Annotated in this window: 24 protein-coding genes; 9 read left to right on the top strand and 15 right to left on the bottom strand. The window is 71.9% G+C overall.

Annotated elements, in window-relative coordinates; translation table 11 throughout:
* Positions 1–19 precede the first annotated feature (19 nt).
* Positions 20–1,801 (bottom strand): ABC transporter ATP-binding protein, encoded by a 1,782-nt coding sequence (locus AB0C27_RS33845; protein ID WP_357852382.1) that lies wholly within the window; start codon positions 1,799–1,801, stop codon positions 20–22.
* Positions 1,798–3,588: an ABC transporter ATP-binding protein gene (locus AB0C27_RS33840; protein ID WP_357852502.1), complete on the bottom strand. Its 1,791-nt coding sequence runs from the start codon at positions 3,586–3,588 to the stop codon at positions 1,798–1,800. Before AB0C27_RS33840 ends, AB0C27_RS33845 begins: the two co-directional genes overlap by 4 nt.
* A 116-nt stretch (positions 3,589–3,704) precedes the next feature.
* Here AB0C27_RS33840 and AB0C27_RS33835 point away from each other — a divergent pair, with 116 nt between their 5' ends.
* From AB0C27_RS33835 to AB0C27_RS33825, 3 genes are all read left to right on the top strand, one after another.
* A complete protein-coding gene (locus tag AB0C27_RS33835) occupies positions 3,705–4,334 on the top strand; it encodes a TIGR03085 family metal-binding protein (protein ID WP_357852379.1) in 630 nt (209 codons plus the stop codon).
* Between the two features lie 317 nt (positions 4,335–4,651).
* A complete protein-coding gene (locus AB0C27_RS33830; protein ID WP_169789240.1) occupies positions 4,652–4,813 on the top strand; it encodes a hypothetical protein in 162 nt (53 codons plus the stop codon).
* 61 nt (positions 4,814–4,874) lie between these two features.
* Positions 4,875–6,236, top strand: coding sequence for a glutamine synthetase family protein (locus AB0C27_RS33825; RefSeq protein WP_357852376.1), 1,362 nt, complete (start codon positions 4,875–4,877; stop codon positions 6,234–6,236).
* Between the two features lie 85 nt (positions 6,237–6,321).
* Here AB0C27_RS33825 and hisF read toward each other — a convergent pair whose 3' ends face one another.
* The 9 genes from hisF to hisD form a co-directional block, all read right to left on the bottom strand.
* The gene (gene hisF / locus AB0C27_RS33820) at positions 6,322–7,083 is read right to left on the bottom strand and encodes an imidazole glycerol phosphate synthase subunit HisF (RefSeq protein WP_346111761.1); all 762 of its coding nucleotides are present in this window, start codon (positions 7,081–7,083) and stop codon (positions 6,322–6,324) included.
* The gene (locus AB0C27_RS33815) at positions 7,080–7,490 is read right to left on the bottom strand and encodes a Rid family hydrolase (protein WP_357852372.1); all 411 of its coding nucleotides are present in this window, start codon (positions 7,488–7,490) and stop codon (positions 7,080–7,082) included. Before AB0C27_RS33815 ends, hisF begins: the two co-directional genes overlap by 4 nt.
* 21 nt (positions 7,491–7,511) lie before the next feature.
* A complete protein-coding gene (gene priA / locus AB0C27_RS33810) occupies positions 7,512–8,234 on the bottom strand; it encodes a bifunctional 1-(5-phosphoribosyl)-5-((5-phosphoribosylamino)methylideneamino)imidazole-4-carboxamide isomerase/phosphoribosylanthranilate isomerase PriA (RefSeq protein WP_357852369.1) in 723 nt (240 codons plus the stop codon).
* Positions 8,235–8,564 carry a hypothetical protein gene (locus tag AB0C27_RS33805; protein ID WP_357852366.1) on the bottom strand — a complete coding sequence of 110 codons (330 nt, stop codon included), beginning with the start codon at positions 8,562–8,564 and terminating at the stop codon, positions 8,235–8,237.
* Between the two features lie 91 nt (positions 8,565–8,655).
* On the bottom strand, positions 8,656–9,294 hold the full coding sequence (hisH, locus tag AB0C27_RS33800; RefSeq protein ID WP_357852363.1) for an imidazole glycerol phosphate synthase subunit HisH: 639 nt from the start codon (positions 9,292–9,294) through the stop codon (positions 8,656–8,658).
* Positions 9,288–9,443 carry a hypothetical protein gene (locus AB0C27_RS33795; protein ID WP_346111766.1) on the bottom strand — a complete coding sequence of 52 codons (156 nt, stop codon included), beginning with the start codon at positions 9,441–9,443 and terminating at the stop codon, positions 9,288–9,290. The genes hisH and AB0C27_RS33795 overlap by 7 nt, the downstream gene beginning before the upstream one ends.
* Positions 9,440–10,033, bottom strand: a complete 594-nt coding sequence (gene hisB, locus AB0C27_RS33790; protein WP_106244651.1) for an imidazoleglycerol-phosphate dehydratase HisB — start codon at positions 10,031–10,033, stop codon at positions 9,440–9,442. The genes AB0C27_RS33795 and hisB overlap by 4 nt, the downstream gene beginning before the upstream one ends.
* Positions 10,030–11,100, bottom strand: coding sequence for a histidinol-phosphate transaminase (locus AB0C27_RS33785; protein ID WP_357852359.1), 1,071 nt, complete (start codon positions 11,098–11,100; stop codon positions 10,030–10,032). Before AB0C27_RS33785 ends, hisB begins: the two co-directional genes overlap by 4 nt.
* The gene (gene hisD / locus AB0C27_RS33780; RefSeq protein WP_357852356.1) at positions 11,097–12,413 is read right to left on the bottom strand and encodes a histidinol dehydrogenase; all 1,317 of its coding nucleotides are present in this window, start codon (positions 12,411–12,413) and stop codon (positions 11,097–11,099) included. Before hisD ends, AB0C27_RS33785 begins: the two co-directional genes overlap by 4 nt.
* Before the next feature lie 385 nt (positions 12,414–12,798).
* On the opposite strand from hisD, the gene AB0C27_RS33775 reads away from it, so the two are divergent.
* The 3 genes from AB0C27_RS33775 (at position 12,799) to AB0C27_RS33765 (ending at position 15,743) form a co-directional block, all read left to right on the top strand.
* Positions 12,799–12,993 carry a hypothetical protein gene (locus AB0C27_RS33775; RefSeq protein ID WP_357852353.1) on the top strand — a complete coding sequence of 65 codons (195 nt, stop codon included), beginning with the start codon at positions 12,799–12,801 and terminating at the stop codon, positions 12,991–12,993.
* 48 nt (positions 12,994–13,041) lie between these two features.
* A complete protein-coding gene (gene ligD, locus AB0C27_RS33770; RefSeq protein WP_357852350.1) occupies positions 13,042–14,052 on the top strand; it encodes a non-homologous end-joining DNA ligase in 1,011 nt (336 codons plus the stop codon).
* A gap of 134 nt (positions 14,053–14,186) precedes the next feature.
* Positions 14,187–15,743, top strand: a complete 1,557-nt coding sequence (locus AB0C27_RS33765; RefSeq protein WP_357852348.1) for a trypsin-like peptidase domain-containing protein — start codon at positions 14,187–14,189, stop codon at positions 15,741–15,743.
* A 14-nt stretch (positions 15,744–15,757) separates the two neighbouring features.
* Here the strand turns inward: AB0C27_RS33765 and AB0C27_RS33760 are convergent, their stop codons facing one another.
* Complete coding sequence (locus tag AB0C27_RS33760) at positions 15,758–16,927, bottom strand: MFS transporter (RefSeq protein ID WP_357852345.1); 1,170 nt, start codon at positions 16,925–16,927, stop codon at positions 15,758–15,760.
* Positions 16,928–16,980: 53 nt separating this feature from the next.
* Here AB0C27_RS33760 and AB0C27_RS33755 point away from each other — a divergent pair, with 53 nt between their 5' ends.
* Together AB0C27_RS33755 and ybaK are read left to right on the top strand one after the other, a co-directional pair.
* Positions 16,981–17,784 carry a helix-turn-helix transcriptional regulator gene (locus AB0C27_RS33755; protein WP_357852342.1) on the top strand — a complete coding sequence of 268 codons (804 nt, stop codon included), beginning with the start codon at positions 16,981–16,983 and terminating at the stop codon, positions 17,782–17,784.
* Positions 17,785–17,804: 20 nt separating this feature from the next.
* Positions 17,805–18,299: a Cys-tRNA(Pro) deacylase gene (ybaK, locus tag AB0C27_RS33750; RefSeq protein WP_346111775.1), complete on the top strand. Its 495-nt coding sequence runs from the start codon at positions 17,805–17,807 to the stop codon at positions 18,297–18,299.
* A 30-nt stretch (positions 18,300–18,329) separates the two neighbouring features.
* Here ybaK and AB0C27_RS33745 read toward each other — a convergent pair whose 3' ends face one another.
* Both AB0C27_RS33745 and murA read right to left on the bottom strand, forming a co-directional pair.
* A complete protein-coding gene (locus AB0C27_RS33745; RefSeq protein WP_357852338.1) occupies positions 18,330–20,759 on the bottom strand; it encodes a transglycosylase domain-containing protein in 2,430 nt (809 codons plus the stop codon).
* A gap of 99 nt (positions 20,760–20,858) precedes the next feature.
* Positions 20,859–22,169: a UDP-N-acetylglucosamine 1-carboxyvinyltransferase gene (gene murA / locus AB0C27_RS33740; protein WP_357852335.1), complete on the bottom strand. Its 1,311-nt coding sequence runs from the start codon at positions 22,167–22,169 to the stop codon at positions 20,859–20,861.
* 63 nt (positions 22,170–22,232) lie between these two features.
* Between murA and AB0C27_RS33735 the strand changes: the two genes are divergently transcribed.
* Positions 22,233–22,751 carry a hypothetical protein gene (locus AB0C27_RS33735; protein WP_357852332.1) on the top strand — a complete coding sequence of 173 codons (519 nt, stop codon included), beginning with the start codon at positions 22,233–22,235 and terminating at the stop codon, positions 22,749–22,751.
* Positions 22,752–22,768: 17 nt separating this feature from the next.
* Here AB0C27_RS33735 and AB0C27_RS33730 read toward each other — a convergent pair whose 3' ends face one another.
* Complete coding sequence (locus AB0C27_RS33730; RefSeq protein ID WP_357852329.1) at positions 22,769–24,151, bottom strand: amidase; 1,383 nt, start codon at positions 24,149–24,151, stop codon at positions 22,769–22,771.
* Between the last annotated feature and the right edge of the window lie 111 nt (positions 24,152–24,262).

The raw sequence follows: 24,262 nt of genomic DNA, 5'->3' as shown, positions 1-24,262 counted from the left end.
GCTCAGGAGCCGGGGGGCGTCAGGAGCGGGCGGCGGAGATCCAGGAGGCGTGCAGGTCGGCGTACACGCCGGGCTCGTCCACCAGCTTCGCGTGCGGCCCGCGCTGCACCAGGCGGCCGGAGTCGAAGACCAGGACCTCGTCCGCGTTCTCCGCCGTGGACAGGCGGTGCGCGATCGAGACGGCCGTGCGGCCCCTGGTGACGCCTTCGAGGGCGCGCGCCAGGCGTACCTCGGTGGCCGGGTCCACCGCGGAGGTGGCCTCGTCCAGCAGGAGCAGGTCGGGGTCGGCGAGGTAGGCGCGGGCCAGGGCGACGAGCTGGCGCTCGCCCGCCGACAGCGACTCGCCGCGCTGCCCGACCGGCGTGGCCAGGCCGGCGGGCAGGCCCTCCAGCCAGTCGGCCAGGCCGAGCTCGGTCAGCGCCAGCTCGATCTCCTCCGCGGTGGCCGACGGCTTGCCGAAGCGGATGTTGTCCTCCAGGGTCCCGTCGAACAGGAAGCCGTCCTGCGGGACCATGACGATCCGTTCGCGCAGGGAGGAGAAGCGCACGTCGCGCAGGTCGTGGCCGTCCACCGTGACACGCCCTGAGCCGGGGTCCATGAGCCTGGTCAGGAGCTTGGCGAACGTGGTCTTGCCCGAGCCGGTCTCCCCCACGATCGCGACGCGGGAGCGGGGCGGGATCTCGATCGTGACCTCGCTCAGCACGGGCACGCCGCCGGGGTAGGAGAAGTGCACGTTCTCGAAGGCGACCTCGATGGGGCCGCGGGGCAGCTGCACGCCGTTCTCGCCGGGGTCGGCGACGTCGGGAGGGGTGTCGAGGACGCCGAGGATGCGGCGCCAGCCGGCGACGGCGTTCTGCGCCTCGTTCAGCACCTCGGTGGCGGTCTGCAGCGGCGAGACGAACAGCGTCACGAGGAACAGGAACGCCACCAGCTCGCCCTGCGTGATGTCGCCCGACAGTCCGAGCCGCACGCCGAGCAGGACGATGCCGGCGATGGCGAGCGCGGCCACGATCTCGGTCAGCGGGAAGACGAAGCCGACGATGGTCTGCGCCCTGGTCTGGGCCTTCTTGTTGGCGTCCACGGCCTGGTCGACGCGCTCTGCGGTGCGCCGCTCCGAGGCGTAGGCCCTGATGACGGCGGCGCCGACGACGGACTCGCTGACGGCGGCCAGCATGTCGCCGGTGCGCTCGCGCACGACCGTGTACGCCCGCGACAGCAGCCGCTGGAAGCGCGGCAGGGCGATCATGAGCGGAACGAAGCAGGCCCAGACCAGCAGCGTGAGCTGCCAGGAGTAGACGAACATCAGGACGGTGGCCACGAACAGCTGGCCGAACGCCACGATGATCATCAGCCCGCCCCACTGCATGAAGGTGCTGATCTGGTCGATGTCGTTGGTGACGCGGGAGACCAGGGCGCCGCGGCGCTCGGTGTTCTGGGTGAGCACGGACAGGTCGTGGACGTGCCGGAAGCCCCGCACGCGCAGGGTGGCCAGGGAGGACTCGGTGGCCTTGTAGAGGCGCACGTTCATCACGTACGCGGCCAGGGCGGTGAGCACCACCGCGGCGGCGCAGATCACGACGGCGCCGGTGATGTACGGAACGTCGGGAGTGCCGCCCTTGAGGCCGGTGTCGATCGTCTGCTGCACCGCGATCGGCACGATGATCTTGCCGATGGTGGCGATGACGGCCAGCGCCAGCGTGCCCGCCAGCCCCTTGCGGAACTCGGGGGTCAGGGAGAGCCCCTGGCGCACCGTGGCCAGCGCGGAACGTTCCGAATCGCGCCGGATGCTCTGGACCGTCATGCGCTGATCTCTTCTTCCTCGATCGGGGGAATGTCGATGGCCGCGCGCTCGGCCTCCTCGCGCTCGTAGGCCGTCACCAGGTTGCGGTAGCCGGGGCAGCGCGCGAGCAGCTCCTCGTGCGTGCCGCGGTCGACGACCCGGCCCCGGTCGAGGTAGACGACCTCGTCGGCCAGCGCGATGGTGGCCAACCGGTAGGCGACGACCACGACCGTCGATGCCTCGGCCGCATCGCGCAGGCCGTGCAGGATCCTGGCCTCGACCTGGGGATCCACGCTGGAGGTGGCGTCGTCGAGTACGAGCAGGCGGGGGCGGCGCACGACGGCCCTGGCCAGGGCCAGGCGCTGGCGCTGGCCGCCGGACAGGGTGGCGCCGCGCTCGCCGACCCGGGTGTCGAGCCCGGAAGGCATGCGGGCGACGAACCCGTCGGCCTGGGCCAGGCGCAGGGCGGCCCACACGTCCTCATCCCCAAGATCGTTACCGCCGAGCGCGATGTTGCCGCGTACGGTGTCGTCGAACAGGAAGGTCTGCTGCGGCACCAGCGCCACCGACTCCGCGACGCCCCCGTACGGCAGCTCGCGCAGGTCGACGCCGTCGAGCAGTACCTGGCCTGAGCCGGGGTCGACCAGGCGGGCCAGGAGCTGGACGAGCGTGGACTTGCCCGAGCCCGTGGGGCCGACGAGAGCGACGGTGCGGCCGGCGGGCACGTCGAAGGTGACGTCGTGCAGCACCTCCGCTTCGCCGTAGGCGTAGGAGACGCCGCTGATCCGCAGCTCGGCCGGGTCGGCGGAGGTGGCGGCGGTGGTGCCGTACTCCATGGAGCCGGTCGCCTCCAGGACGGCCTGCACCCGCTGCCAGCCGACCACGCTGCGCGGCAGCTCGGCCAGCACCCAGCCCAGCGCCCTGATGGGGAAGGCCAGCAGCGTGAACAGGTAGGCCACCTGCACCAGCCCACCGGCGTCGATCGCGCCGGCCGACAGGCGGCTCGCGCCCACGGCCAGGACCGCGAGCACGCCCAGCGTGGGCAGGGCCTCCAGCATGGGGTCGAACAGGCCGCGCACCCGGCCGACGGCGATGTTGGCGTCGCGCAGCTCGTGGGCGCGGCGCCGGAACCGGTCGGTCTCCAGCTCCTCGCGGCCGAGCGTCTTGACGACGAGGGCGCCGTCGAAGCTCTCGTGCGCGATCTCGCTGACCTCGGCGCGCAGCTGCTGGGCCCGGGTGGCGAGGGGGCTGAGCCGGCGCTGGTAGACCAGGTTGAGCACGGCGATGGCCGGGAAGATGAGGAAGCCGACGAGGGCCAGCACCAGATCGGTGAACACCATCGCGACCGCCGCCGTGACCAGCATGACGATCACGCCGACCGCCATCGGCAGCGGCGCGAGGGGCGCCCAGGCGGCCTCGGCGTCGGCGCTGGCGTTCGACAGGAGCTGCCCGGTGGGGTGGCGGTGGTGCCACGACAGCGGCAGCCGCAGGTACTGCTTGGTCACGTCGCGGCGCGACCTGGCCTGCATGCGGTACTGCATGACGCCGGCCAGGATCCGCCGCCCCGCCACGCCGATGGCCTTCAGCAGCGCGGTGCCGAAGATCAGCAGCACGCCGGTCCACAGCGCGCCCGCCGTGACGTCGCCTTCGGTGAACGAGGTCAGCACCACGTTCTGCGTCGCCCAGCCGAGTGCCCAGGCGGAGGCGACGGTCATGCCTCCGTAGAGGGCGCTGGCGGTGACCGCCAGCGCGAAGACCGTCTTCTCAGTGCGGATGGCCACCCCAAGGACACGGAGTCCTTGACGCATCACGGCCGAGGTGACCTTGCTCGCCACGCGGGGGATTTCCTCTCAAGCTCGCACGTTTATACGTATGTCAGTATCACGTCTGATCACTTCGTTATTCCCACCGGTAGGGTTGGCCTGTGACTCATGCTCGTGGCGAACGCACCGCGCTCTGCGACCTGCTCGACCGGCTCGGCCCGGACGAGCCGACCCTGTGCACGGGCTGGACCACCGCCGATCTGGCCGCCCACCTCGCGATCCGCGAGCGCAGACTGGACGCGGCGCCCGGTCTCGCGCTCAAGCCGCTGGCCGGCTACACCGCCTCGGTGCAGAACCGCCTGAAGACGCGCCTGCCCTATCCCGAGCTGGTCGGCCTGGTCCGCTCACCCGGCGGCGTGTACGCGCTGCTTCCCGCGCTCGACGAGGCCGTCAACACGCTGGAGCTGTTCGTGCACCACGAGGACGTGCGCCGCGCCCAGCCCGACTGGGAGCCCCGCGCGCTGCCCGACGACCTCGAACGGCTGATCTGGAAGCGGGTCTCGGGCGGGGCCCGGCTGATGCTGCGCAGGTCGCCCGTGGGCGTGGTGCTGCACCGGCTCGGCGGCGGCATCGCGCTCGGCGGCCCCAAGGGCGGCGCCCGGGTCGAGGTCACCGGGCGGGCGGCCGAGCTGCTCATGTTCTGCTTCGGGCGGCAGGCGCACGCCAGGGTGGAGCTCACCGGCGAGCCCGACGCCGTCAGCGCACTGCGCGAGGCCACCCTGGGGGTCTGAACGACACGCCGACCGGCCCTGCCCGCGATCGGGCCGCCGAGCGGGATCCGGGCTCGACGCCCGCCCGCCTGCACTCCGATCGACCCTTGTGACCTGGCTGAAAGCCGATCAATCTTCTGTCACGGGGCACCCACCTGCCGCACCCCTGCCGTCACGGAAATCCCGGCGCGGCAGGCGCTCGCGCGCGGGTTCAAGCCCGTACCATGGCAGGAGAAAGAAGCCCCCCGGTTAGGATCATGTACATCTTCACAGAAGATGCCTAGTGATCGCCCAGATCCGGGTATATACGGCTGGGAATGGACTGCAGGAGGCCCCCCATGCAGGTCAAGAAGGTGATCACGTACGTGGCTGTAGCGTTCGTGGTCTTCTACCTGTTCACCCGGCCGGCCCAAGCCGCCGCCGCGGTCAACGGTGTGTTCGACGGAATCATTCAGGGAGCCAATCAGTTGGCCGTGTTCTTCTCAAGTGTTCTGACCTGACGGAAGGTTCTGTCTGCGTCAGGTGCTTCCAAGCGCTGCCAGATCGTGTTACGCAGGCAGAATGACAGATCGCCCGAGCGGCACCAAGATCAATCAGCTCGATCCCCACGCCCGGCGGATCCTCGAACGGGCCGAGCTTGAGGGCATCGAGCTGATCCGGTTCCTGTACGCCGACCACGGTGGCGTGATCCGTGGCAAGGCGGCTTCTCGGTCGCGGCTGGCCGAACGGCTCAGCACAGGCATCGGGCACACGGTGGCCATGATGGCGATGAACATGCTCGACCAGCTCCAGGATGTCGAGCACATGGGTCCGGTGGGTGAGGTACGCATCGTTCCCGACCCCGCCACGTATGTGCCGCTGCCGTACGCTCCCGGCGCCGCGGCCATGCTGTCGGACCTGCGCCGTCCCGACGGCGCCCCCTGGGAGGCGTGCGCGCGGACGTTTCTCAAGGACGCCATCGCCGATCTGGCGACCGAGGGTTACACACTCGTCGCCGCGTTCGAGCCGGAGTTCACGCTCGGCCGCAGGCTGCCCGATCCGGCGGGCGGGCCCGACCGGCTGGTGCCGATCGACGACACGCTCTGCTATGCCGGGCTGGGCTTCGACACCGCCCACGACTACACGATCAAGCTGATGCGCGCCCTGGAGACGCAAGGGCTGCGGGTCGAGCACTACCATCCGGAGCTGGGCCCCGGCCAGCAGGAGCTGTCCGTGCGCCACGCCCCCGCCCTGCGGGCCGCCGACAACCACGTCATCTACCGCGAGACCGTACGCGGCGTGGCCCTGCGCATGCAGATGTGGGCCTCGCTGGCCCCCAAACCGCTGGCCGACCAGGCCGGCAACGGCACCCACCTGCACCTGTCGCTGTGGAGCGACTCCCGTAACCTGTTCGCCGAGGACGGCGAGGTGCGGGCCGGCTTCATCGGCGGGCTGCTCGCCCACCTGCCCGCCCTCACCGCGCTGACGTGCGGCAGCGTCAACAGCTTCCGCCGGCTGGCGCCCCGCATGTGGTCCAGCGCGTACGCCGTCTACGGTCCCGACAACAGGGAGGCGGCCGTGCGCGTGTGCTCCCCGCTCGGCGACAGCGGCGAGCCCAACCTGGAGCTGAAGCCCTCCGACTCCTCGGCCAACCCCTACCTGTCGCTCGGCGCCGTCATCCACGCCGGGCTCGACGGCATCCGGCGCAAGCTCGACCCGGGCGAGGCCGTGGACGTCGACCCCGACACGGTTCCCGGCCGCTATCCCCGCCTGCCGGCCTCGCTGGAGGAGGCGCTGGACGCGCTGGAGGCCGACGAGGTGCTCATGGAGGCGCTCGGGCCGCTGCGGCGCAACGCGTACCTGACCGTCAAGCGGTCCGAGGCGGCCGCGTTCGCCGCCAAGGACGTCTCCTACGAGCTGTTCAACCATCTGCGGGTGTTCTGACCCGCGCGACAGGGACGCCCGTGACGGAACAGGCCCGGAGCGGCGCCGACGCCCGCCGGGGCGCGGCGGGCGTCAGGACAGAGGTTCAGCGGACCGGGTGGCCCGCCATCCGCAGCGTCTCCTTGACCTCTGAGATCTTCAGGGTGCCGAAGTGGAACACGCTGGCCGCCAAAACGGCGTCGGCGCCCGCCGCGACCGCCGGAGGGAAGTCCTCCAGCCGGCCCGCGCCACCGCTGGCGATCACCGGCACCCGCACGGCCGCCCTGACCGCGCGCAGCATCTCCAGGTCGTAGCCGTCGAGCGTGCCGTCGCCGTCCATCGAGTTGAGCAGGATCTCGCCCACGCCCAGTTCCTCGCCCCTGGCGGCCCACTCCACCGCGTCGATCCCGGTGCCGCGCCGGCCGCCGTGGGTGGTCACCTCGAACCCGCTCGCCGTGCCCTGCGCCCGGCGGGCGTCCACGGACAGCACAATGCACTGTGCGCCGAAGCGCCTGGACGCCTCGGTGAGCAGCTCGGGCCTGGCGATGGCGGCCGTGTTGAGCGACACCTTGTCGGCTCCCGCGCGCAGCAGCCGGTCGACGTCCTCGACCGCGCGGACGCCGCCGCCGACGGTGAGCGGGATGAACACCTGCTCGGCGGTCCTGCGCACCACGTCGAGCATGGTCTCGCGCTCGCCCGACGACGCCGTGATGTCGAGGAAGGTCAGCTCGTCGGCGCCCTCCTCGTCGTAGCGCCTGGCCAGCTCGACGGGGTCGCCCGCGTCGCGCAGGTTCTCGAAGTTGACGCCCTTGACCACACGCCCGGCGTCCACGTCGAGGCAGGGGATGACTCTTACCGCAACGGTCATGCTCGCAGTGCCTCTATCTCGATCTCGACCAGCATGCGCGGGTCGACCAGTCCTGCCACCCGCACCCCGGTGCAGGCGGGCCGTACTTTGCCGAAGACCTCGTTGATGGCCCGCCCGGCGTGGTCGAAGTGGCGCTGCTCGACCACGTAGTAGCGGACCATGATGACGTCCTCGCGCGCCAGGCCGCCCATCAGGACGGCTTCGAGCGCGATGTCGATCGCGGTCCGGGCCTGTCTGTAGGCGTCGCCGACGTGGCGCACCTCTCCGTCGACCGTGGAGGTGCAGCCGGACACGATCACCCGGTCACCCGCCACCACGGCGCGGGCGTAGCCGTACTTCTCCTCCCAGATGCCGCCCGAGAACACCCGGTATCCGGTGCTTTCCATACCGATGGAACCGACGCTCATCTCGCCCCCTCCCGGCAAGAGCTACACGCGTACCGCGGCCAGCGCGTTTCCCAGTGTGAACGCGTGAGCGTAGAGCGCCCTGCCCACGATGGCGCCTTCCACTCCCTCCGGGACGAGAGAAGCGAGTGCCAGCAGGTCATCGAGGCTGGAAACGCCGCCGCTGGCCACCACGGGCTTGTCGGTATGGGCGCAGATGCGGCGGTAGAGGTCGAGATTGGGGCCCTGCAGCATGCCGTCCTTGGTCACGTCGGTGACCACGTAGCGGGGGCAGCCGTCGGACTCCAGCCGGTCGAGGACCTCCCACAGGTCGCCGCCCTCCTCGGTCCAGCCGCGGGCGGCCAGGGTGGTGCCGCGTACGTCGAGCCCGACCGCGATCCGGTCGCCGTGCTCGGCGATGATCTTCCTGCACCACTCGGGGTTCTCCAGCGCGGCGGTGCCGATGTTGACCCGGCGGCAGCCGGTGGCGAGGGCGGCGGCCAGGGACTCGTCGTCGCGGATGCCGCCGGACAGCTCCACGTTCACGTCGACCCGGCCGATGACCTCGGCGATCAGGTCGCGGTTGGTGCCGCGGCCGAAGGCGGCGTCGAGGTCGACGACGTGGATCCACTCGGCGCCCGCCTCCTGCCAGGCCAGCGCGGCGGCCAGGGGCTCGCCGTAGCCGGTCTCGGTGCCGGCCTCGCCCTGCACCAGGCGTACGGCCTGGCCGTCGGCGACGTCCACGGCGGGCAGCAATACGAGCGACATTCAGATCCTCCGGTCGAAGGCGAGGGTCACGACAACGGGCGCGAGCAACAGGGAGAAGATGAGGACGCCGAAGCTGACCGGGAGCGAGCCCCACATCAGCCAGGCGATCACCTGGACGATCACGAAGCCGAGCGCCACCACCGCGTTCTGGGCGCGGTGGCGGCGGGCGAGCAGGCCGCCCTGGCGGTAGAACCGGATCGGGCGTGGGACCAGGCGGGCCAGCCAGGCGCGGCGGCGGGCCCTGCGGGCCTGCCGTTCCTCGTTGACCTGGATCGCGCGGGCCCGCTCGGCCTCACGTTCGGCCCGCCGCCGGGCGCGTTCCTTGCTCACGGTCTCTCCCGGCGGGCCTGACAGGCCAGGTGCGCGGCAGAGCGGCGGCTCATGGCGCCCCGGGCCGGGTGGTACGCGGCGGCGCGGCGGCTCATATCGTGCCGAGCCAGTTGCGCAGCAGCGCGGCTCCGGCGTCGCCGCTCTTCTCCGGATGGAACTGGGTGGCCATCAGCGGGCCGTTCTCCACCGCGGCCACGAACGGCACGCCGTGCTCGGCCCACGTGACCAGCGGCTCGGCGAAGCCGTCACCCGTGCGCAGCTCCCACTCGCGCACCCCGTAGGAGTGCACGAAGTAGAAGCGGGTGGCCGCGTCGAGCCCGTCGAACAGCACGCTGCCGCCGGGCGCCTTGACGGTGTTCCACCCCATGTGGGGCAGCACGGGGGCTTCGAGCCGCTCGACCGTGCCCGGCCACTCGCCGCAGCCCTCGGTCTCGACGCCGTGCTCCACGCCCCTGGCGAACAGGATCTGCATGCCCACGCAGATGCCCAGCACCGGCCGCCCGCCGGCCAGCCTGCGCCCGACGATCTGCTCGCCGCGCACGCCCTTGAGGCCCTTCATGCACGCCTCGAACGCGCCCACGCCCGGCACGACGAGACCGTCGCAGTCGAGCGCCGCGGCGAAGTCGGACGTCACACTCACCTCGGCGCCGATCCTGGCCAGGGCACGCTCGGCCGAGCGCAGGTTGCCCGAGCCGTAGTCGAGCACCACCACGTTCTTCTTGCTCACCACCACAACACCCCCGCCGTGATCGCCAGAACCGCGCCGACCGCGCAGACGGCCGCGCCGATCTTCAGCCCCTGCTTGAGCAGGGAGAACACACCGCCGCCCAGGAACAGCCCGATGAACACCATCACCCCGGCGAGCAGGTTGTCGGTCACAGGACGCCCTTGGTGCTGGGCACCCCGGTGGCGCGCGGGTCGAGCTCGGACGCCTCACGCAGCGCCCTGGCCAGCGCCTTGAACTGAGACTCCACGATGTGGTGGGCGTTGCGGCCGTAGGGGACGTGCACGTGCAGGCAGATCGCGGCCTGGGCGACGAACGACTCGAGGATGTGGCGGGTCATCGTCGTGTCGTATTCGGGGCCGATCATCGGCGCCATGCCCTCGGGCTCGGAGTGCACCAGGTAGGGGCGGCCGGACAGGTCGACGGTGACCTGGGCGAGCGACTCGTCCAGCGGGCACGACGCACTGCCGAACCGCCTGATGCCCGACTTGTCGCCCAACGCCTCGCGGAACGCCGCGCCCAGCGCGAGCGCGGTGTCCTCGATCGTGTGGTGGGAGTCGATGTGCAGGTCGCCCTCGGTCTTGACGGTCAGGTCGAAGAGACCGTGCTTGCCCAGCTGGGCCAGCATGTGGTCGTAGAAGCCGACCCCTGTGGCCACCTCGACCCGGCCGGTGCCGTCGAGGCCCACCTCCACCAGGACCGAGGTCTCCTTCGTGACACGCTCGACGCGACCTACGCGGCTCACAAGACTCCTTCCAGGGCGGCGCGGAACGCCGCCATCTCCTCGCCCGTGCCGATCGACACACGCAGCCATTCGGGCGGGCCCACCTCGCGGATGAGCACGCCGTGCTCCAGCATCCCCTCCCACACCTTGCGCCGGTCGGGGAAACGCCCGAACAGCACGAAATTGGCGTCGGAGTCGGCCACCGACAACCCCTTGCCGCGCAGCCAGGCCACCGTCGCGTCCCGCTCGCGCCGCAGCGCGTCGACCGTGCCGAGCAGCTCGGCCCGGTGCCGCAGCGCCACCAGCGCCGCCGTCTGGGTGAGCGTCGACAGATGGTACGGCAGCCGTACCAGCAGCAGCGCCTCCACCACGGCCGGATGCGCGGCCAGGTAGCCCAGCCGGGTGCCGGCCATCGCGAACGCCTTGGACATCGTCCGGGTGACGATCAGCCGCGGATGGGCGGGCAGCAGTGTCAGCGCCGACGGCGTGCCCTCCCGGGCGAACTCGGCGTAGGCCTCGTCCACCACGACCATGCCGGGCGCCGCGGCCAGCACCGCCTCGATCGTCTCCAGCGGCTGGGCGGTGCCCGTCGGGTTGTTGGGCGAGGTGAGGAAGACGACGTCGGGGCGGTGCTCCTCGATCGCGGCGGTGGCCTTGCCCGGATCGAGGGAGAAGTCCTCCTCGCGGGTCGCCCTGACCCACTCGGTGCTGGTGCCGCCGGTGATGATCGGGTGCATGGAGTAGGACGGCTCGAACCCCAGCGCGGTGCGGCCGTGGCCGCCGAACGCCTGCAGGATCTGCTGCAGCACCTCGTTGGAGCCGTTGGCCGCCCACACCTGCTCGGTGGTCAGGCTGTGGCCGAGGTAGCCGGCCAGGCCGGCGCGCAGCGCCACCGCGTTCCTGTCGGGGTAGCGGTTGAGCGTGCCCGCCTGCTTCCCGATCTCGCGGGCCAGGTCGGCGACCAGCTCGGGCGAGGGCGGGTAGGGGTTTTCGTTGGTGTTGAGCCGGACCGGGACGTCGATCTGGGGGGCGCCGTAGGGCGTCTTGCCCCGCAGATCGTCTCGGATCGGCAGATCGTCCAGGTTCACGCGGTCTCCGTCGGCACTCGCCAGTCGAATCGGGCCCGGATCGCGGCGCCGTGTGCGGGCAGGTCTTCGGCGTCGGCCAGCACCGACACGTGCGCCGCCGCGCCCGCGAGCGCCTCGCGGGTGTAGTCGACGACGTGGATGCCGCGCAGGAACGACTGCACAGAAAGGCCACTGGAGTGGCAGGCGCAGCCGCCCGTGGGCAGCACGTGGTTGGAGCCGGCGAGGTAGTCGCCGAGCGAGACCGGCGCGTAGGCGCCCACGAAGATCGCCCCCGCGTTGCGCACCCGCGCCGCGACGGCCGCCGCGTCGGCGGTGTGGATCTCCAGGTGCTCGGCGGCGTAGGCGTCGACCACCTTCAGCCCGTCGTCGATCGAGCCGACCAGCACGATGCCGGACTGCCGGCCGCTCAGCGCCTCGGTGATGCGCTCGGTGTGGCGGGTGGCCGAGACCTGGCCCGGCAGCTCCTTCTCGACCGCGTCGGCCAGCTCGGCGCTGGTGGTGACCAGCACCGCGGCGGCGATCGTGTCGTGCTCGGCCTGGCTGATCAGGTCGGCGGCGACGTGGACCGGGTCGGCCGTCTCATCGGCCAGGATGGCGATCTCGGTCGGGCCGGCCTCGGAGTCGATGCCGATGCGCCCCTTGAGCAGCCGCTTGGCCGCCGCCACATAGATGTTGCCAGGACCGGTCACCATCGTGGCCGCCGGGCACTCCTCGGTGCCGTAGGCGAACATGGCCACCGCCTGCGCCCCGCCCACCGCGTAGACCTCGTCCACGCCCAGCAGCGCGCACGCGGCCATGATCGTCGGGTGCGGCAGCCCGCCGAACTCCTTCTGCGCCGGGCTGGTGACGGCCAGCGAGCCGACGCCTGCCTCCTGCGCGGGCACCACGTTCATCACCACGCTGGACGGATAGACCGCCCGGCCGCCGGGGACGTAGAGGCCCACCCGGTCGACCGGCACCCACCGCTCGGTCACGGTGCCGCCGGGCACGACCTCGGTGGTCACGTCGGCGCGGCGTTGGTCGCGGTGGACCAGCCTGGCCCGCCTGATCGACTCCTCAAGGGCCGCCCGCACCCTCGGGTCCAGCTCGGCCAGGGCCCGCTCCAGGGTCTCGGCGGGGACGCGGGCGGAGGCGATCTCGACACCGTCGAACCTGGCGGTCAGCTCCCGTACGGCTGCCGCCCCGCGATGGCGTACGTCCTCGCAGATGGGCCGCACCTTCTCCAGGGCGGCCTCGACGTCGAGCTCGGCGCGGGGCAGCACGTCGCGCAGATTCCCGGGCAGGGAAGCGCGCATGTCGATACGGGAAATCACCCTGACAGTCTACGGAGTCCAGACCCTGAATCCGGTTCTGTCCACATCGCGGAACGGCCCGGCGGTCGCGGGGCGGCGCTCGCCGACGCACGCCCCGCGGCCGCCGCACCCCGGACCGGGCCTGCCGGGGTGGCCGCCGTGGCCGTCACGGGGGTACGGCCACGGCCGGGGAAAGCTCCGACACGCACCACTGCCCCCGGCGCGGCCTCACTAACGCGCCACGCCAAGAAAAACTTCGAGTAACCTAAAGTTAACGTTGCGTCGTTTTTACCCGCGCCGCGTGTCGTGGAGGGCGGTTTTCACCGGGTTTCCCGGCGTCTCCCCGCGACCACGGGGGCCGCCGGCATTACCTGTCCATTATGTCCACTCCCATACTCTTACCGGCATGGGACAGTGGCGCGGCCCCGACGGCATCCTGGTGGAGGCGATCATCCTCGACGATCGCCCGCTGCTGCGCGTCTCCCATCAGGTCAACGGCCGCACCTACCTGCGCGGCTACTGCGCCACCGTCGCCGAACTCGGCCAGCACGGTGTCGACCTGGCCGAACTCGTCGAACACACGCCGCTTGACCATCTGTAGACCCCTCCCCGTCACTGTCGATCAAGCAGACGGGGTACGGCATGCACCATGTCGCGGCTGCCGGCCTACTCGCCGATGCTGGCCCAGCTCGGCACCCTGACCTCCGTCCAGGGTGCGGACTGGGCCGTGGAGATGAAATGGGACGGAGTGCGCGCCCTCGCCTACGTCGAGGACGGCGCCGTCCGCCTGATGTCGCGCAACGGCAAGGACATCACCCCCGCCTACCCCGAACTCCAGCTCATGGCGGGCGCCGCCGGCCCGCTCCCCACCGTGCTCGACGGGGAGATCGTCGCCTTCGACGAGGCAGGACGGCCCAGCTTCGAGGCCCTGCAACCCCGCATGCACCAGCGCAACCCCGTCGCTGTCGCCGAACTGACCAGGACCACGCCGGTCACGTTCATGGCCTTCGACCTGCTCCACCTCGGCGACGACAGCGTCATCGCCCGCCCCTACACCGAGCGGCGCGAACTGCTGGAGAGCACGCTCACGCCGGGCTTCCGCTGGCAGGTGCCCGTCTGGTTCGCCGACCACGCCGCGCGGGCCTTCGACTCCTCGCGGCAGCTCGGGCTCGAAGGGGTCGTCTGCAAGCGCACCACCTCGCCGTACCGGCCCGGCCGGCGCAGCGCCGAATGGACGAAGGTCAAGAACGTCAGCACCGTCGAGGTCGTCATCGGCGGCTGGAAACCCGGCGGCGGGCGCCGGTCGGGGACGATCGGGTCACTGCTGCTCGGCGCGTACGACCCGCGCGGGCGGCTGCGCTACGTCGGCCACGTCGGCACCGGCTTCACCGAGACCATGCTGCGCGACCTGCTCGAACGGCTCACGCCCCTGGAACGCCCCGACCCGCCCTTCGGCGAGCCGGTGCCGCGCGAGCACGCCCGCGACGCGCGCTGGGTGGAGCCCCGGGTGGTCGGCGAGGTGCAGTACGCCGAGGTCACCGGTGACGGGCGGCTGCGGCACCCGTCCTGGCGGGGGCTGCGGCCCGACCGCGAACCGGCCGAGGCGAGCACGAACGAGATCCTTCCCCCGAACACGACCGGCGACGCCGCGGCGGGCTGACGTTTCGCTTGTCCCGGCAGGCGAACAGAGTGCGTCCGCCGTCATCCTCGCGACACGCCCACCCCGACCACTCTTCGCACCCTTATGGTGACTTAAAGTGATCGCTATATCGGTCGAGCTGCTCGGGGGACATTGTGCGGAGAACTCTGGTCACCACCCTGATCACGCTGACGGGCGCCGCGCCCGCGCTGCCCGCGGCGGCCGACCAGCCACCCGCGGCGCCGGCCGTCCTGTCGGCCGAGCAGGCGGCGGCCCCGATCCGGTCCGCGTGGGGCGCCGAGGCGTCGCCGCTGATGCGCCCCGGGAAGGCCGTGCGTTACTGGACGCCGGGCAAACAGGCCCAGGCCACCGCCTCCGACCTGCCCCAGAGCCTGCGGAGCACGACCCAGGAGACCACGGCCTCCCGGAACGCGGCCCCCGGAAGCTCAGCCCTGGGAAACGCGGTCGGAGTGAACGCGGCCCCCAAGAGCGCCACCGTGCGGCACAGCGTGCCCCCGGCCAAGCTGATCACCCCGGGCGGCGACGACAACGGATACGCCCGCATGCGCAGGCCGTACACCGACGCGCCCCTCAGCCGCATCAGCGGCCGGCTCTTCTTCGTCAACGCCGCCGGCAGCGGCGACTCCTGCAGCGCCTCCGTCATCCGCTCCGCCTCCAAGCTGCTCATCGTCACCGCCGCCCACTGCGTGTACGGCGTGCCGGACGACTCCTCGACCGGCCGGTGGCACAGCAACTTCGCCTTCGTCCCCGCCTACGACGGCCGAGGCGCCGGCATACGGGAGCGGGAGCCGTACGGGCGATGGGGCGGCCGGCGGGCGTGGAAGCCCGACGGATACACCGGCACCAGCGGCGGCGACTGGAACAGCGTCTACGACATCGCCATCATCGAGGTCGGCAAGCGCGACGGCACCCTTCAGGACGCCGTCGGCGCCTTCACCCCCATGCTCAACCAGGGCGGCAAGCACACGATCACCACCACCGGCTACCCCGGCCTGCTCGGCAGGAAGCCGTACGACGGCAGGGACCAGCTCTGGTGCCTGGGCAGGACCAGGCAGATCGCCGGCGTCAGCCACGCCGAGCCCATGCTCTCCGCCCGCAGCGCCACCGGGGAGACGGGCCGGGCGGGGCGGCTGGAGACGTACAACTGCCATCTGTTCAAGGGGCACAGCGGCGGGCCGTGGGTCATCAAGGGCACCGGCGACCTGGTCGGCGTGCTGTCGGCGGGCAAAGAGGACGGCGAGGCCGACGGCAACTCCGTCGCCAACGCCCTCAACGTCGAAGGCTACGGCGCGATCGTCAAGCAGGCCGACCCTGACGGCGTCTACGACGCGCTGTCCGTCAAGCTGAGCGGTCCCGCGCGCCCGGTCGCGCGCGGCGGCTCGGCGACCGTCACCGCCACCGTCACCATGCGCGGGCTGGCCGCCGCCGCCCAGGTACCGGTCCAGCTCACGTTCCCGGCCGGCGTCCGCCCCGCCTCGGCCGGCGGGGCCGCCTGCAAGAGCGCGGGCCGGAACGTGGCCTGCACGATCGCCGCCGTCCACCCGGGCAGGCCGGTACGGATCACCGCCCGGCTCGACCTCGCGGACGACGCCGCGCGCCGGCTGCCGATCACCGCCCGCGTCACCTCCACCCGCCTCGACCCGACCCAGCGCGACAACGTCAGCACCTTCCGACTCCAGACCCGCGCCTGACCACCACCCCTTGGTCAGGCCGGCGACGGGGCGGAGCGGCCCTCGTCCGGCCGGGCCGGCACCGGAGCCGGATCCTTCAACGTCCTGGCCAGCAGCCAGGCCAGGACAGGGAACACCATCAGGCAGGCCAGCGCCGTCCTGAGCGAGGACGCCTCCGCCACCGCCCCCACCAGCGGACTGGCCAGCCCGCCCACGCTCACCGCCAGCCCCAGCGTCACCCCGCTGGCCGTGCCCACCCTGGTCGGCAGGAAATCCTGGCCGAGCGTGACATGCAGGGAGAACGGCGCGTACAGGGCGATCGACGAGGCGGCGACGAACACGTACGCCACCGGACCGGGCACGAGCACCACGCCCGCGACCGCCGGGACGGCCAGCGCGTACGCCAGCCGCATCGTGCGCACCCTCCCCCACCGCGCCGCCAGCCGGCCACCCAGCACCGTCCCCACCGCCCCACCGGCGAACAGCACGAACAACGCCACCGCCCCCGCCGCACCGCCTCCCATGTAGAGGGCCACGAAGGCGCTCAACCCCACGTACACGACGGAACGGAACACGATCACCAGCGTCAGCCTGACAAAAGACGGCCAGTCGTCACTCCCCGCGGCCGGCCCCCCGACCAGCCCTGCGGCCTTGGCCGCCCGCTCACCCCCGGACAGCGCCCTGATCGCCGGCAGCGTCACCACGGCCCCCAGCACCGCCGGCAGCACCAGGAACGGCGAAGCCCCCAGACCCCACCCCGCCAGCAGCGGCGTCACCAGCACGGGAGCCGAGGCGAACCCCAGCGTCCCGCCCAGCGAGAACCAGCTCATCCGCACGTGACTGCCCTCGCTCGCGATCCGGGCTAGGCGCGCGGACTCCGGATGGTAGGCCGCCACCCCCAGCCCCGACAGCGCCACCGCCAGCCAGGTCAGCACGTACGAGTCCGTCACCCCGCCCGCCGCCACCCCCGCCCCGGCCAGCACCATGCTCAGCGGGATCAGCCACGGCATGCGCCATCTGTCGGTCAGCACCCCGAACAACGGCTGCACGATCGACGACAGCAGCGTGGCGGCCAGCACGATGCCGGACACGGCGACATACCCGTAACCGCGCCCGGCCACCAGGAACGGCACGAGAGCGGGGACCGCGCCCTGGTAGAAGTCCACGGTGGCATGGCCGGCGGCGAGCATGGGGATCCTGTTCACGGTTCCATCGTTCATCAGGGCGCTCTGGCTCGCTTCCGATAAAATGCCAACCCATGCCGGAAATCCGCCACCTGCCGCAAGCGCCCACCGGGCGGCGCCCGCTCGCGCCCGGCGCGGGCATCGACGCGCACCGGCACGACACCCACCAGATCGTGTACGCCTGCCGCGGCGTCCTGTCCGTCACCACCGGCGCGGGCATCTGGGTCGCCCCCGCCAACCGCGCCATCTGGGTGCCGGCCGGAACCGTGCACGAGCACCGGGCACACGGGGACACGGACCTGCGGCTGGTGGGGCTGACCGGCAACCCGCTCGGGCTGGAACGGCCGGCGGTGCTGGTGGTAGGGCCGCTGCTCCGCGAACTGATCATCGCCTACACCGACCCCACCGGCACCCCACCGTCCACCGGCCCATCGACCGGCCCACCCGGCGGGAGCGAGGGCGACGGCGGACGGGAGGGTGACGGTGGGGAGCGGGAGCGGTTGCTGGGCGTGCTGCTCGACCAGCTCAGGCGCGCCCCCGAACAGCCCCTCCACCTGCCCGCGCCCAAGGACTCCCGCCTGGCCGCCGTCTGCGCCCTGCTGCACCGCGACCCCGCCGACAACAGCACCCTGGACCGGCTCGCCGCCCGGTGCGGCACCAGCGACCGCACCCTCGCCCGCCTGTTCAGGGCCGAGCTCGGCATGAGCTTCCCCCAGTGGCGCACCCAGCTCCGCCTCCACCACGCCCTCCTCCTGCTCGCCGACGGCGTCCCCGTGACCACCGTGGCGCACCGGTGCGGGTGGGCGTCGGCGAGCGCGTTCATCGACGTGTTCCGGCGGGCGTTCGGGTACACCCCGGGCCGGGCCTTTACAATGTAGATTCGCTACACTGGGATGTCGTGAGCAAGACGAAAGGCAAGGGCGGCACCCCGGCCACCGTGGCGCTGGCCAAGGCGAAGGCGGAGTTCACGCTCCATCCGTACGAGCACGACGCCTCGGCCCAGGCGTACGGCGAGGAGGCCGCCGACGCGCTCGGCGTGCCGTACGAGCGGATCTTCAAGACCCTGGTCGCCGAGGTCGAGGGCGGGCTCGCGGTGGCGGTCGTGCCGGTGGCGGGCAAGCTCGACCTCAAGGCCCTGGCCGGCGCCCTCGACAGCAAGCGGGCCGCGATGGCCGACGCCGCGAAGGTCGAACGGGTGACGGGCTATGTCGTGGGCGGCATCAGCCCGCTGGGGCAGCGCAAGCAGCTCCCGACCGTGGTCGACTCCTCGGCGCTCGGCTTCGACACGATCTACTTCTCGGCCGGGAAGCGCGGGCTGCAGATCGAGACGGCTCCCGCCAACCTCATCACCCTCACCAGGGCCGTGACCGCACCCATCGGCAAGGCCGGCTGAGCTTACCTCCGCACGGGCGCTCAGCGCCGTTCAGCGACGGCCCTCGCCACCCTGTTCAGGACGCTGACGCACCGGCGGCCAGACGACCCGTTCGGGACGGCTCGGAGCCTGTACGGCGGGCCGCTGGGGACGGCTCGGAGGCTGGACGGCGACCCGTTCGGGACGGCTCGGCGGCTGGGCGACCGGCTCTTCGGGGCGGACGCGCACGGACGGCGGTGACGACACGGGAAGGTCGCTGGTGAGCCACTGCCGCAGCCGCTCCGACCGCCGCGGCCCGGGATCGTCCGTGGCCGAGTGACCGAGCAGCCACTCGAACAGCCGCCGGTGCCGCCGCCCGAACGGCCGCACGCCGCGCTTCTTCCGCTCCTCCTCGGCCAGCGCCTCCTTCAGCCCCGGCGTGTGCCCGCCGCCGAAGCGCGCCATGTTCGGCCCGGGGAACCCGCGCGGCTCCGTACGCCGCAGCGCCGGCCCCATCGACTCCACCCAGATCGGCCCGGGCAGCGACGCCCCCTGCACCGACCCGTACGAGCGGCCCCCGATCTCGACCCCGCGCAGCGGGAACTTGTAGGAGCCGCGGATGTCCCCCACGCTGACCGCCGCCGCCAGGGACGGCGTGTAGCCGGCGAACCAGGCCGAGGTGTAGCCGTTGTTGGTGCCGGTCTTGCCGGCGGCCGGCCGCCCGATGCTCTGCCCCTTCATCGTGCCCTGGTCGAAGACGCCCTTGAGCACGTGGTTGACCGCGTCGGCGATCGGCCGCTCGATGACCTGCTCGCACGAGGGCGGCACGTGCGTACGCCGCCCGTCCCTGCCGATGATCTCCATGATGGCCAGCGGCCGGCAGTAGAGCCCCCTGGCCGCGAACGCCGCGAACGACGCCGCCACCGTCACCGGGTCCATCTCGTTGACGCCCAGCGTGAACGTGGGCACCTCGCGCAGCGGCCCGCCGTCGGCACGCGCGATGCCGAGCTTCTTGGCGGTGCGGACCACGTTGCAGAGCCCGACCTTGCGCTCCAGCATCATGTAGAAGATGTTCACCGACTTCCAGGTGCCGGTCTCGATGCTGTGCGGGCCGCCCGAGCCCTCGCCGCTGGCGTTCAGTATGCGGGTGTCCGGGTCGTTCACGGAGCGGCCCGAGCAGTCGCGGTAGCCCTGCGCCGGCGACATCGCCCCAGGCGTCTGGAAGCCGTCGCCGAAGCGCCAGCCCTGCTGCAGCGCCGTGGCCAGGGTGAACACCTTGAACGTCGAGCCGGCCTGGAAGCCCTGGCCGCCCCCGTGCGCCACGTCGGCGGCCAGGTTGAAGGTGGTCTTGGCGCCGTTCTTGCGGTTGCCGGGGTTGCGGCCGAAGCGCTTGCTGGCCGCCATCGCCCTGATCCGCCCGGTCCGGGGCTCCACCATCGCCTCGGCGGCCACTTCGGTGTCCTCGGGTGAGACGTGCTCGCGGATGGCGCGGTCCGCGGCGCGCTGGGCGATCGGGTCGAGGCTGGTCCTGATCACCAGGCCGCCTCTGGCCATCCTGGCCTGCCGCTCGCGGGCGGTGTTGCCGAAGACGGGGTTCGACAGCAGCTCGCGCTGCACGTACAGGCAGTAGTACGGGTAGTCGCTCTGGGCGCAACCGCCCGGCTCGGGCCTGAGCCTGATGTCCAGCGGCGCGGCCTTGGCGTCCGCCGCCTCCTTCTGGCTGATCAGCTTGAGCCCGGCCATGCGGTCGAGCACGAGGTCGCGCCGCATCTTCAGCCGCGCCTGGTGCGTCGCGCCGAGCGAGGGGTCGGTCGAGTACGGCATGCGCACGGCCCCGGCCAGCGTGGCCGACTGGGTCAGCGTCAGCCGGGAGGCCGAGGTGGAGAAGAACCGCCTGGCCGCCGCCTCCACGCCGTACGCGCCCGCGCCGAAGTAGGCGATGTTCAGGTACCGCTCCAGGATCTCGTCCTTGCGGTACTTCTTCTCCAGCGCCAGCGCGTACCGCAGCTCGGTGATCTTGCGGGCCAGGTTCGGGGCGCGGGCCTTGTCCCGTTCGGCGTCGCTGCGGGCGCTCTCCACCAGGATGTTCTTGACGAGCTGCTGGGTCAGCGACGAGCCGCCCTGCCGGATGCCGCCGGCCTGGGTGTTGGTGAGCAGCGCCCTGAGCGTGCCTCTGACGTCGAGGCCGCCGTGCTCGTAGAAGCGGGCGTCCTCGATCGCCACTATGGCCTGGCGCATCACGGGCGCGACCGAGCCGAGCCGGACGGCCGTCCTGTTCGCCTCGTAGAACTGGGCGAACTGGCGGCCGTCCTTGTCGAGCAGCCGGGTCACCTGCGCGAGCGGCTCCTCGTGCGGGGCGGGCGGCAACTCCACGAACGTGTTCGCGACGCTCATCGTGGCCAGGCCGCCGCCACCGACGACGGGCGCGGCCACGGCGGCCACCAGCACTCCCCCGAGTGCCCCCGCCAGCCCGAGCGTGCCGACCGATCTGAGTAGGCTCACGCTAGTTGATCTGCGACGTCCGGATCAGTGGCAAACGCCCGCTTGGCACCTCTTTACCTGGGCATATTCACCGTTGACGTGTGCCGCGGAGCCCTGGCTTCACTGTTGACGCTTGAGGTTGAGCCCCAGCGAGGCGAACTGCTCGAACGGCCGGTGGTAGCCGCGCTCGATGTGGTGCACGCCGCGCAGCGTGGACGTCCCGTCGGCCACCGCCGCCGCCAGCACCGCCGAGAAGCCGGCCCTGATGTCGGGCAGCGTCACGTCGGCGCCCTTGAGCTTGGACACGCCGCGCACGACGGCCGAGTGGCGGGCGTTGGTGTCGTGGTAGCGGCAGGCCGGCCCGCCCAGGCACTGGTCGAACACCTCGATCTCGCAGCCCATCTTCTGCAGCGCGGGCACGTACACCAGGCGGTTCTCGAAGACCGTCTCGTGCAGCACCGACATGCCCTGGCTCTGCGTGAACAGCACCATCAGCGGCGTCTGCCAGTCCGTCATGAAACCCGGGTGCGTGTCGGTCTGCACGGCCGCCGCGCGCAGGCCCTCGGGAGGCGCCGTGGCGCACACGTACTCGTCGTTGATGTCGAACTGGGCGCCCATCCTGGCCAGCGTGGTGATCGCGGTGACCAGGCGGTCCTGGGGGCAGCCGTGCACGCGCACCTCGCCCTGGGTGACCAGGCCCGCCGCCAGGTACGAGAACGCCTCGATGCGGTCGCCGGTCAGCCAGGTGGAGGCCCCGCGCAGCCGTTCGACGCCCTCGATGACGATCCTGCGGTCGGGCGACAGCTCGATCCTGGCCCCCATCCGCTGCAGGAACAGCGCCAGCTCCACCACCTCGGGCTCCATGGCGGCGTTCTTCAGCACCGTCTTGCCCTCGGCCAGCACCGCCGACATGAGGATCGTCTCCGTCGCGCCCACGCTCGGGTAGGGCAGCTCGATCCGGGTGCCGTTGAGCCGCTTGGCCTTGGCGTAGATGCCGGTGTCGCCCACCTCCACCTCGGCGCCCATCGCGCGCAGCGCCTCGACGTGGAAGTTCACCGGCCGCCGCCCGATCGGGTCGCCGCCGACCAGCGGCACGAACGCCTCGCCCGCCAGGTGCAGGAGGGGGCCGAGCATGAGGATGGGGATGCGGTTCAGGCCCGTGAACGCGGCGGGCACCCGCGGCTCGATCTCAGGTCCCTGCTCGATCCTGATCTCGGTACGGGAGATGTCCACGTTGATGCCGAGGGCCCGCAGCATGGCGGCGGTGATCTCGACCTCGCCCACCTCCGGGGCGTTGTGGATGCTGCTCTCGCCGTTGCCCAGCATGGCCGCGACCATGTGCTTGGACACGCCGTTCTTCGATCCGCGTACTTCGACGTCACCCCGGAGCGGGCCGGAGGGTTCTATGAGCCAGACCTCTTCTGCAATCACGAAATGAGCCTAACCGGGGGATACCATCGAGCTGATTCGGCCGTACATGCGAGGGGGAATGGCGTGACGAGGGAAGTACGCGCTTTTGCGGTAACTGTCCTCACACTCGCCACTCTCGGGGTCGCCGCCGGGCTGCTCTGGTCCGGGCTGACCCCGCGCGCTCCGTACCAGGTCACCGAGCGGGGCACGGTGCTGGCCGACCCCGCCACGCAGGCGCTGATCGCGGCCGACGGCTGGTTCGCGGTGATCACGGGCGGGCTCGGGGTGCTGTGCGGCGGCGTGGCCTGGTTCTGCGGGCGGCGCTGGATGCTCGCCGTGCTGCTGGGGCTGTGCGCGGGCGGGGCGCTGGCCTCCTTTCTGACGTTGTGGACCGGCTCCACGTTCACGATCGGCGCGGTCACGGTCGAGGCCGCCGCGACGCCCGGGGTGAAGGTCGTCCCGGGCGCGCTCAAACTGACGGCCTCCGGCGTGCTGGTGTCGTGGCCGCTGCTGGCCGTGGGCTTCTTCGGGCTGCTGGAGGGCATGCACGGCTACCGCGAGTCTCCGCTGCGGCAGCCGTACGGCGGCCTCGACCCGAGCTGACCCGCCACCCGGAGCTCCTACAGCGGCGGCCGGCGCAGGCCGTGGCCGGCGGCCTGTTCGAACGCCCGCGCCACCCGCAGCACCCTGGCGTCCTCGAACGGCCGGCCCACGATCTGCACCCCCACCGGCAGCCCGTCCCCGGTGAACCCGGCCGGCACGGAGGCGGCGGGCGCGTGCAGGACGCTGATCCAGTACGCCGAGCGCATCCAGGCCAGATAATCGGGCAGCGGCTCACCGTTGATCTCGCTCACGTGAGGGTGCTCGACCGGGAACGGCGGCACCTGGCTCACCGGCGCGAGCAGCACGTCGTAGGTGTCGAAGAAGGCCGCCATGCGCTGGTAGAGGCCGCTGCGCGCCACCTCGGCCCGGACCAGGTCGGCGCCCGTGACCATGCGGCCCTGCTCGACGTTCCAGGCGGTGTTGGGCCCGAGCCCGCTCTTGTCGCCGTGGGCGAGCAGGTAGAACCAGGCCCGATAGGTCCGGAACGCCTCCTCGGCGCCGCTCAGGTCCAGCTCCACCTGCTCGACGTGGGCGCCTAGCCGCTCCAGGACGGCGGGCGCGGTCGCGGTCACCTCCGCCGTACGCGTGTCCACGGGCAGCCCGCCCAGGTCGGGGCTCCACGCCACGCGCAGCCCCGCCACGCCCTGCTCGGGCTCGGGCGCGAAGACCTCCTTGATCGAGTACGGCGAGCGCCGGTCGAACCCGGCGATGGCCCCGAGCATCAGCGTGACGTCGTCGACCGTCCTGGCCATCGGGCCGGGCACGGACAGGGTGTACCAGGCGGCGGTCTCGGAGTGGCTGGGCACCCGGCCGGGCGTGGGCCGCAGGCCGACCACGTTGCAGAAGGACGCGGGATTGCGCAGGGAGCCGCCCATGTCGGTGCCGTCGGCCAGCGGCACCATGCCGGTGGCCAGCGCGGCGGCCGCTCCCCCGCTGCTGCCGCCGGCGGACTTGGACAGGTCGTACGGGTTCCTGGTGGCCCCGAACACCTCGTTGACGGTGTGGGAGCCGGTGCCGAACTCGGGGGTGTTCGTCTTGCCCATCGTGATCGCGCCCGCCGCGCGCAGCCGCTGGACGACCACGTCGTCCCGGTCGGGCACGTTGTCGGCGAAGAGCGGCGAGCCGTACGTGGTGCGGATGCCCGCCGTGTCGGTCAGGTCCTTGTGCGCGACCGGCACGCCGTGCAGCGGCCCGGCGGGGCCCTCCCGCCGCAGCGTGGCGTCGGCCACCTCGGCCGCTCGCAGCGCCTGGTCGGCGACGAGGGTGACGACGGCGTTGACGTGCGGGTTGACCTGGTCGATGCGGTCGAGATGGGCTCGGACGACGTCCACCGCGCTCACCTGCCTGGTCCTGATCAGCTGGGCCAGCTCGGTCGCGGTCAGGTAGTGCAGTTCACTCACGCCTGCGATCCTGCCCCACCCGTGCCGGAAGTACGACGGCGAGCCTTGCCCACGAACGACACCCGCCCACAGGCGATCATTGCCCACCGGCCGCCGCGAAGCCGTAAAAGA

The sequence above is a fragment of the Nonomuraea sp. NPDC048882 genome (assembly GCF_040649755.1).
Taxonomy (GTDB): Bacteria; Actinomycetota; Actinomycetes; order Streptosporangiales; family Streptosporangiaceae; genus Nonomuraea; species Nonomuraea maheshkhaliensis.
The sequence above is the reverse complement of the archived record's forward strand: the minus strand, read 5'-3'. Positions and strand labels throughout refer to the sequence as shown.

Excerpts from the sequence above, each read along its gene's own strand:
- AB0C27_RS33845 (WP_357852382.1), bottom strand. The coding sequence starts at position 1,801 with ATGACGGTCCAGAGCATCCGGCGCGATTCGGAACGTTCCGCGCTGGCC.
- AB0C27_RS33840 (WP_357852502.1), bottom strand. The coding sequence starts at position 3,588 with ATGCGTCAAGGACTCCGTGTCCTTGGGGTGGCCATCCGCACTGAGAAG.
- AB0C27_RS33830 (WP_169789240.1), top strand. The coding sequence starts at position 4,652 with ATGCAGGTCAAGAAGGTGATCACGTACGTGGCTGTAGCGTTCGTGGTC.
- AB0C27_RS33825 (WP_357852376.1), top strand. The coding sequence starts at position 4,875 with ATGACAGATCGCCCGAGCGGCACCAAGATCAATCAGCTCGATCCCCAC.
- hisF (WP_346111761.1), bottom strand. The coding sequence starts at position 7,083 with ATGACCGTTGCGGTAAGAGTCATCCCCTGCCTCGACGTGGACGCCGGG.
- AB0C27_RS33815 (WP_357852372.1), bottom strand. The coding sequence starts at position 7,490 with ATGAGCGTCGGTTCCATCGGTATGGAAAGCACCGGATACCGGGTGTTC.
- priA (WP_357852369.1), bottom strand. The coding sequence starts at position 8,234 with ATGTCGCTCGTATTGCTGCCCGCCGTGGACGTCGCCGACGGCCAGGCC.
- AB0C27_RS33775 (WP_357852353.1), top strand. The coding sequence starts at position 12,799 with ATGGGACAGTGGCGCGGCCCCGACGGCATCCTGGTGGAGGCGATCATC.
- ligD (WP_357852350.1), top strand. The coding sequence starts at position 13,042 with ATGTCGCGGCTGCCGGCCTACTCGCCGATGCTGGCCCAGCTCGGCACC.
- AB0C27_RS33755 (WP_357852342.1), top strand. The coding sequence starts at position 16,981 with ATGCCGGAAATCCGCCACCTGCCGCAAGCGCCCACCGGGCGGCGCCCG.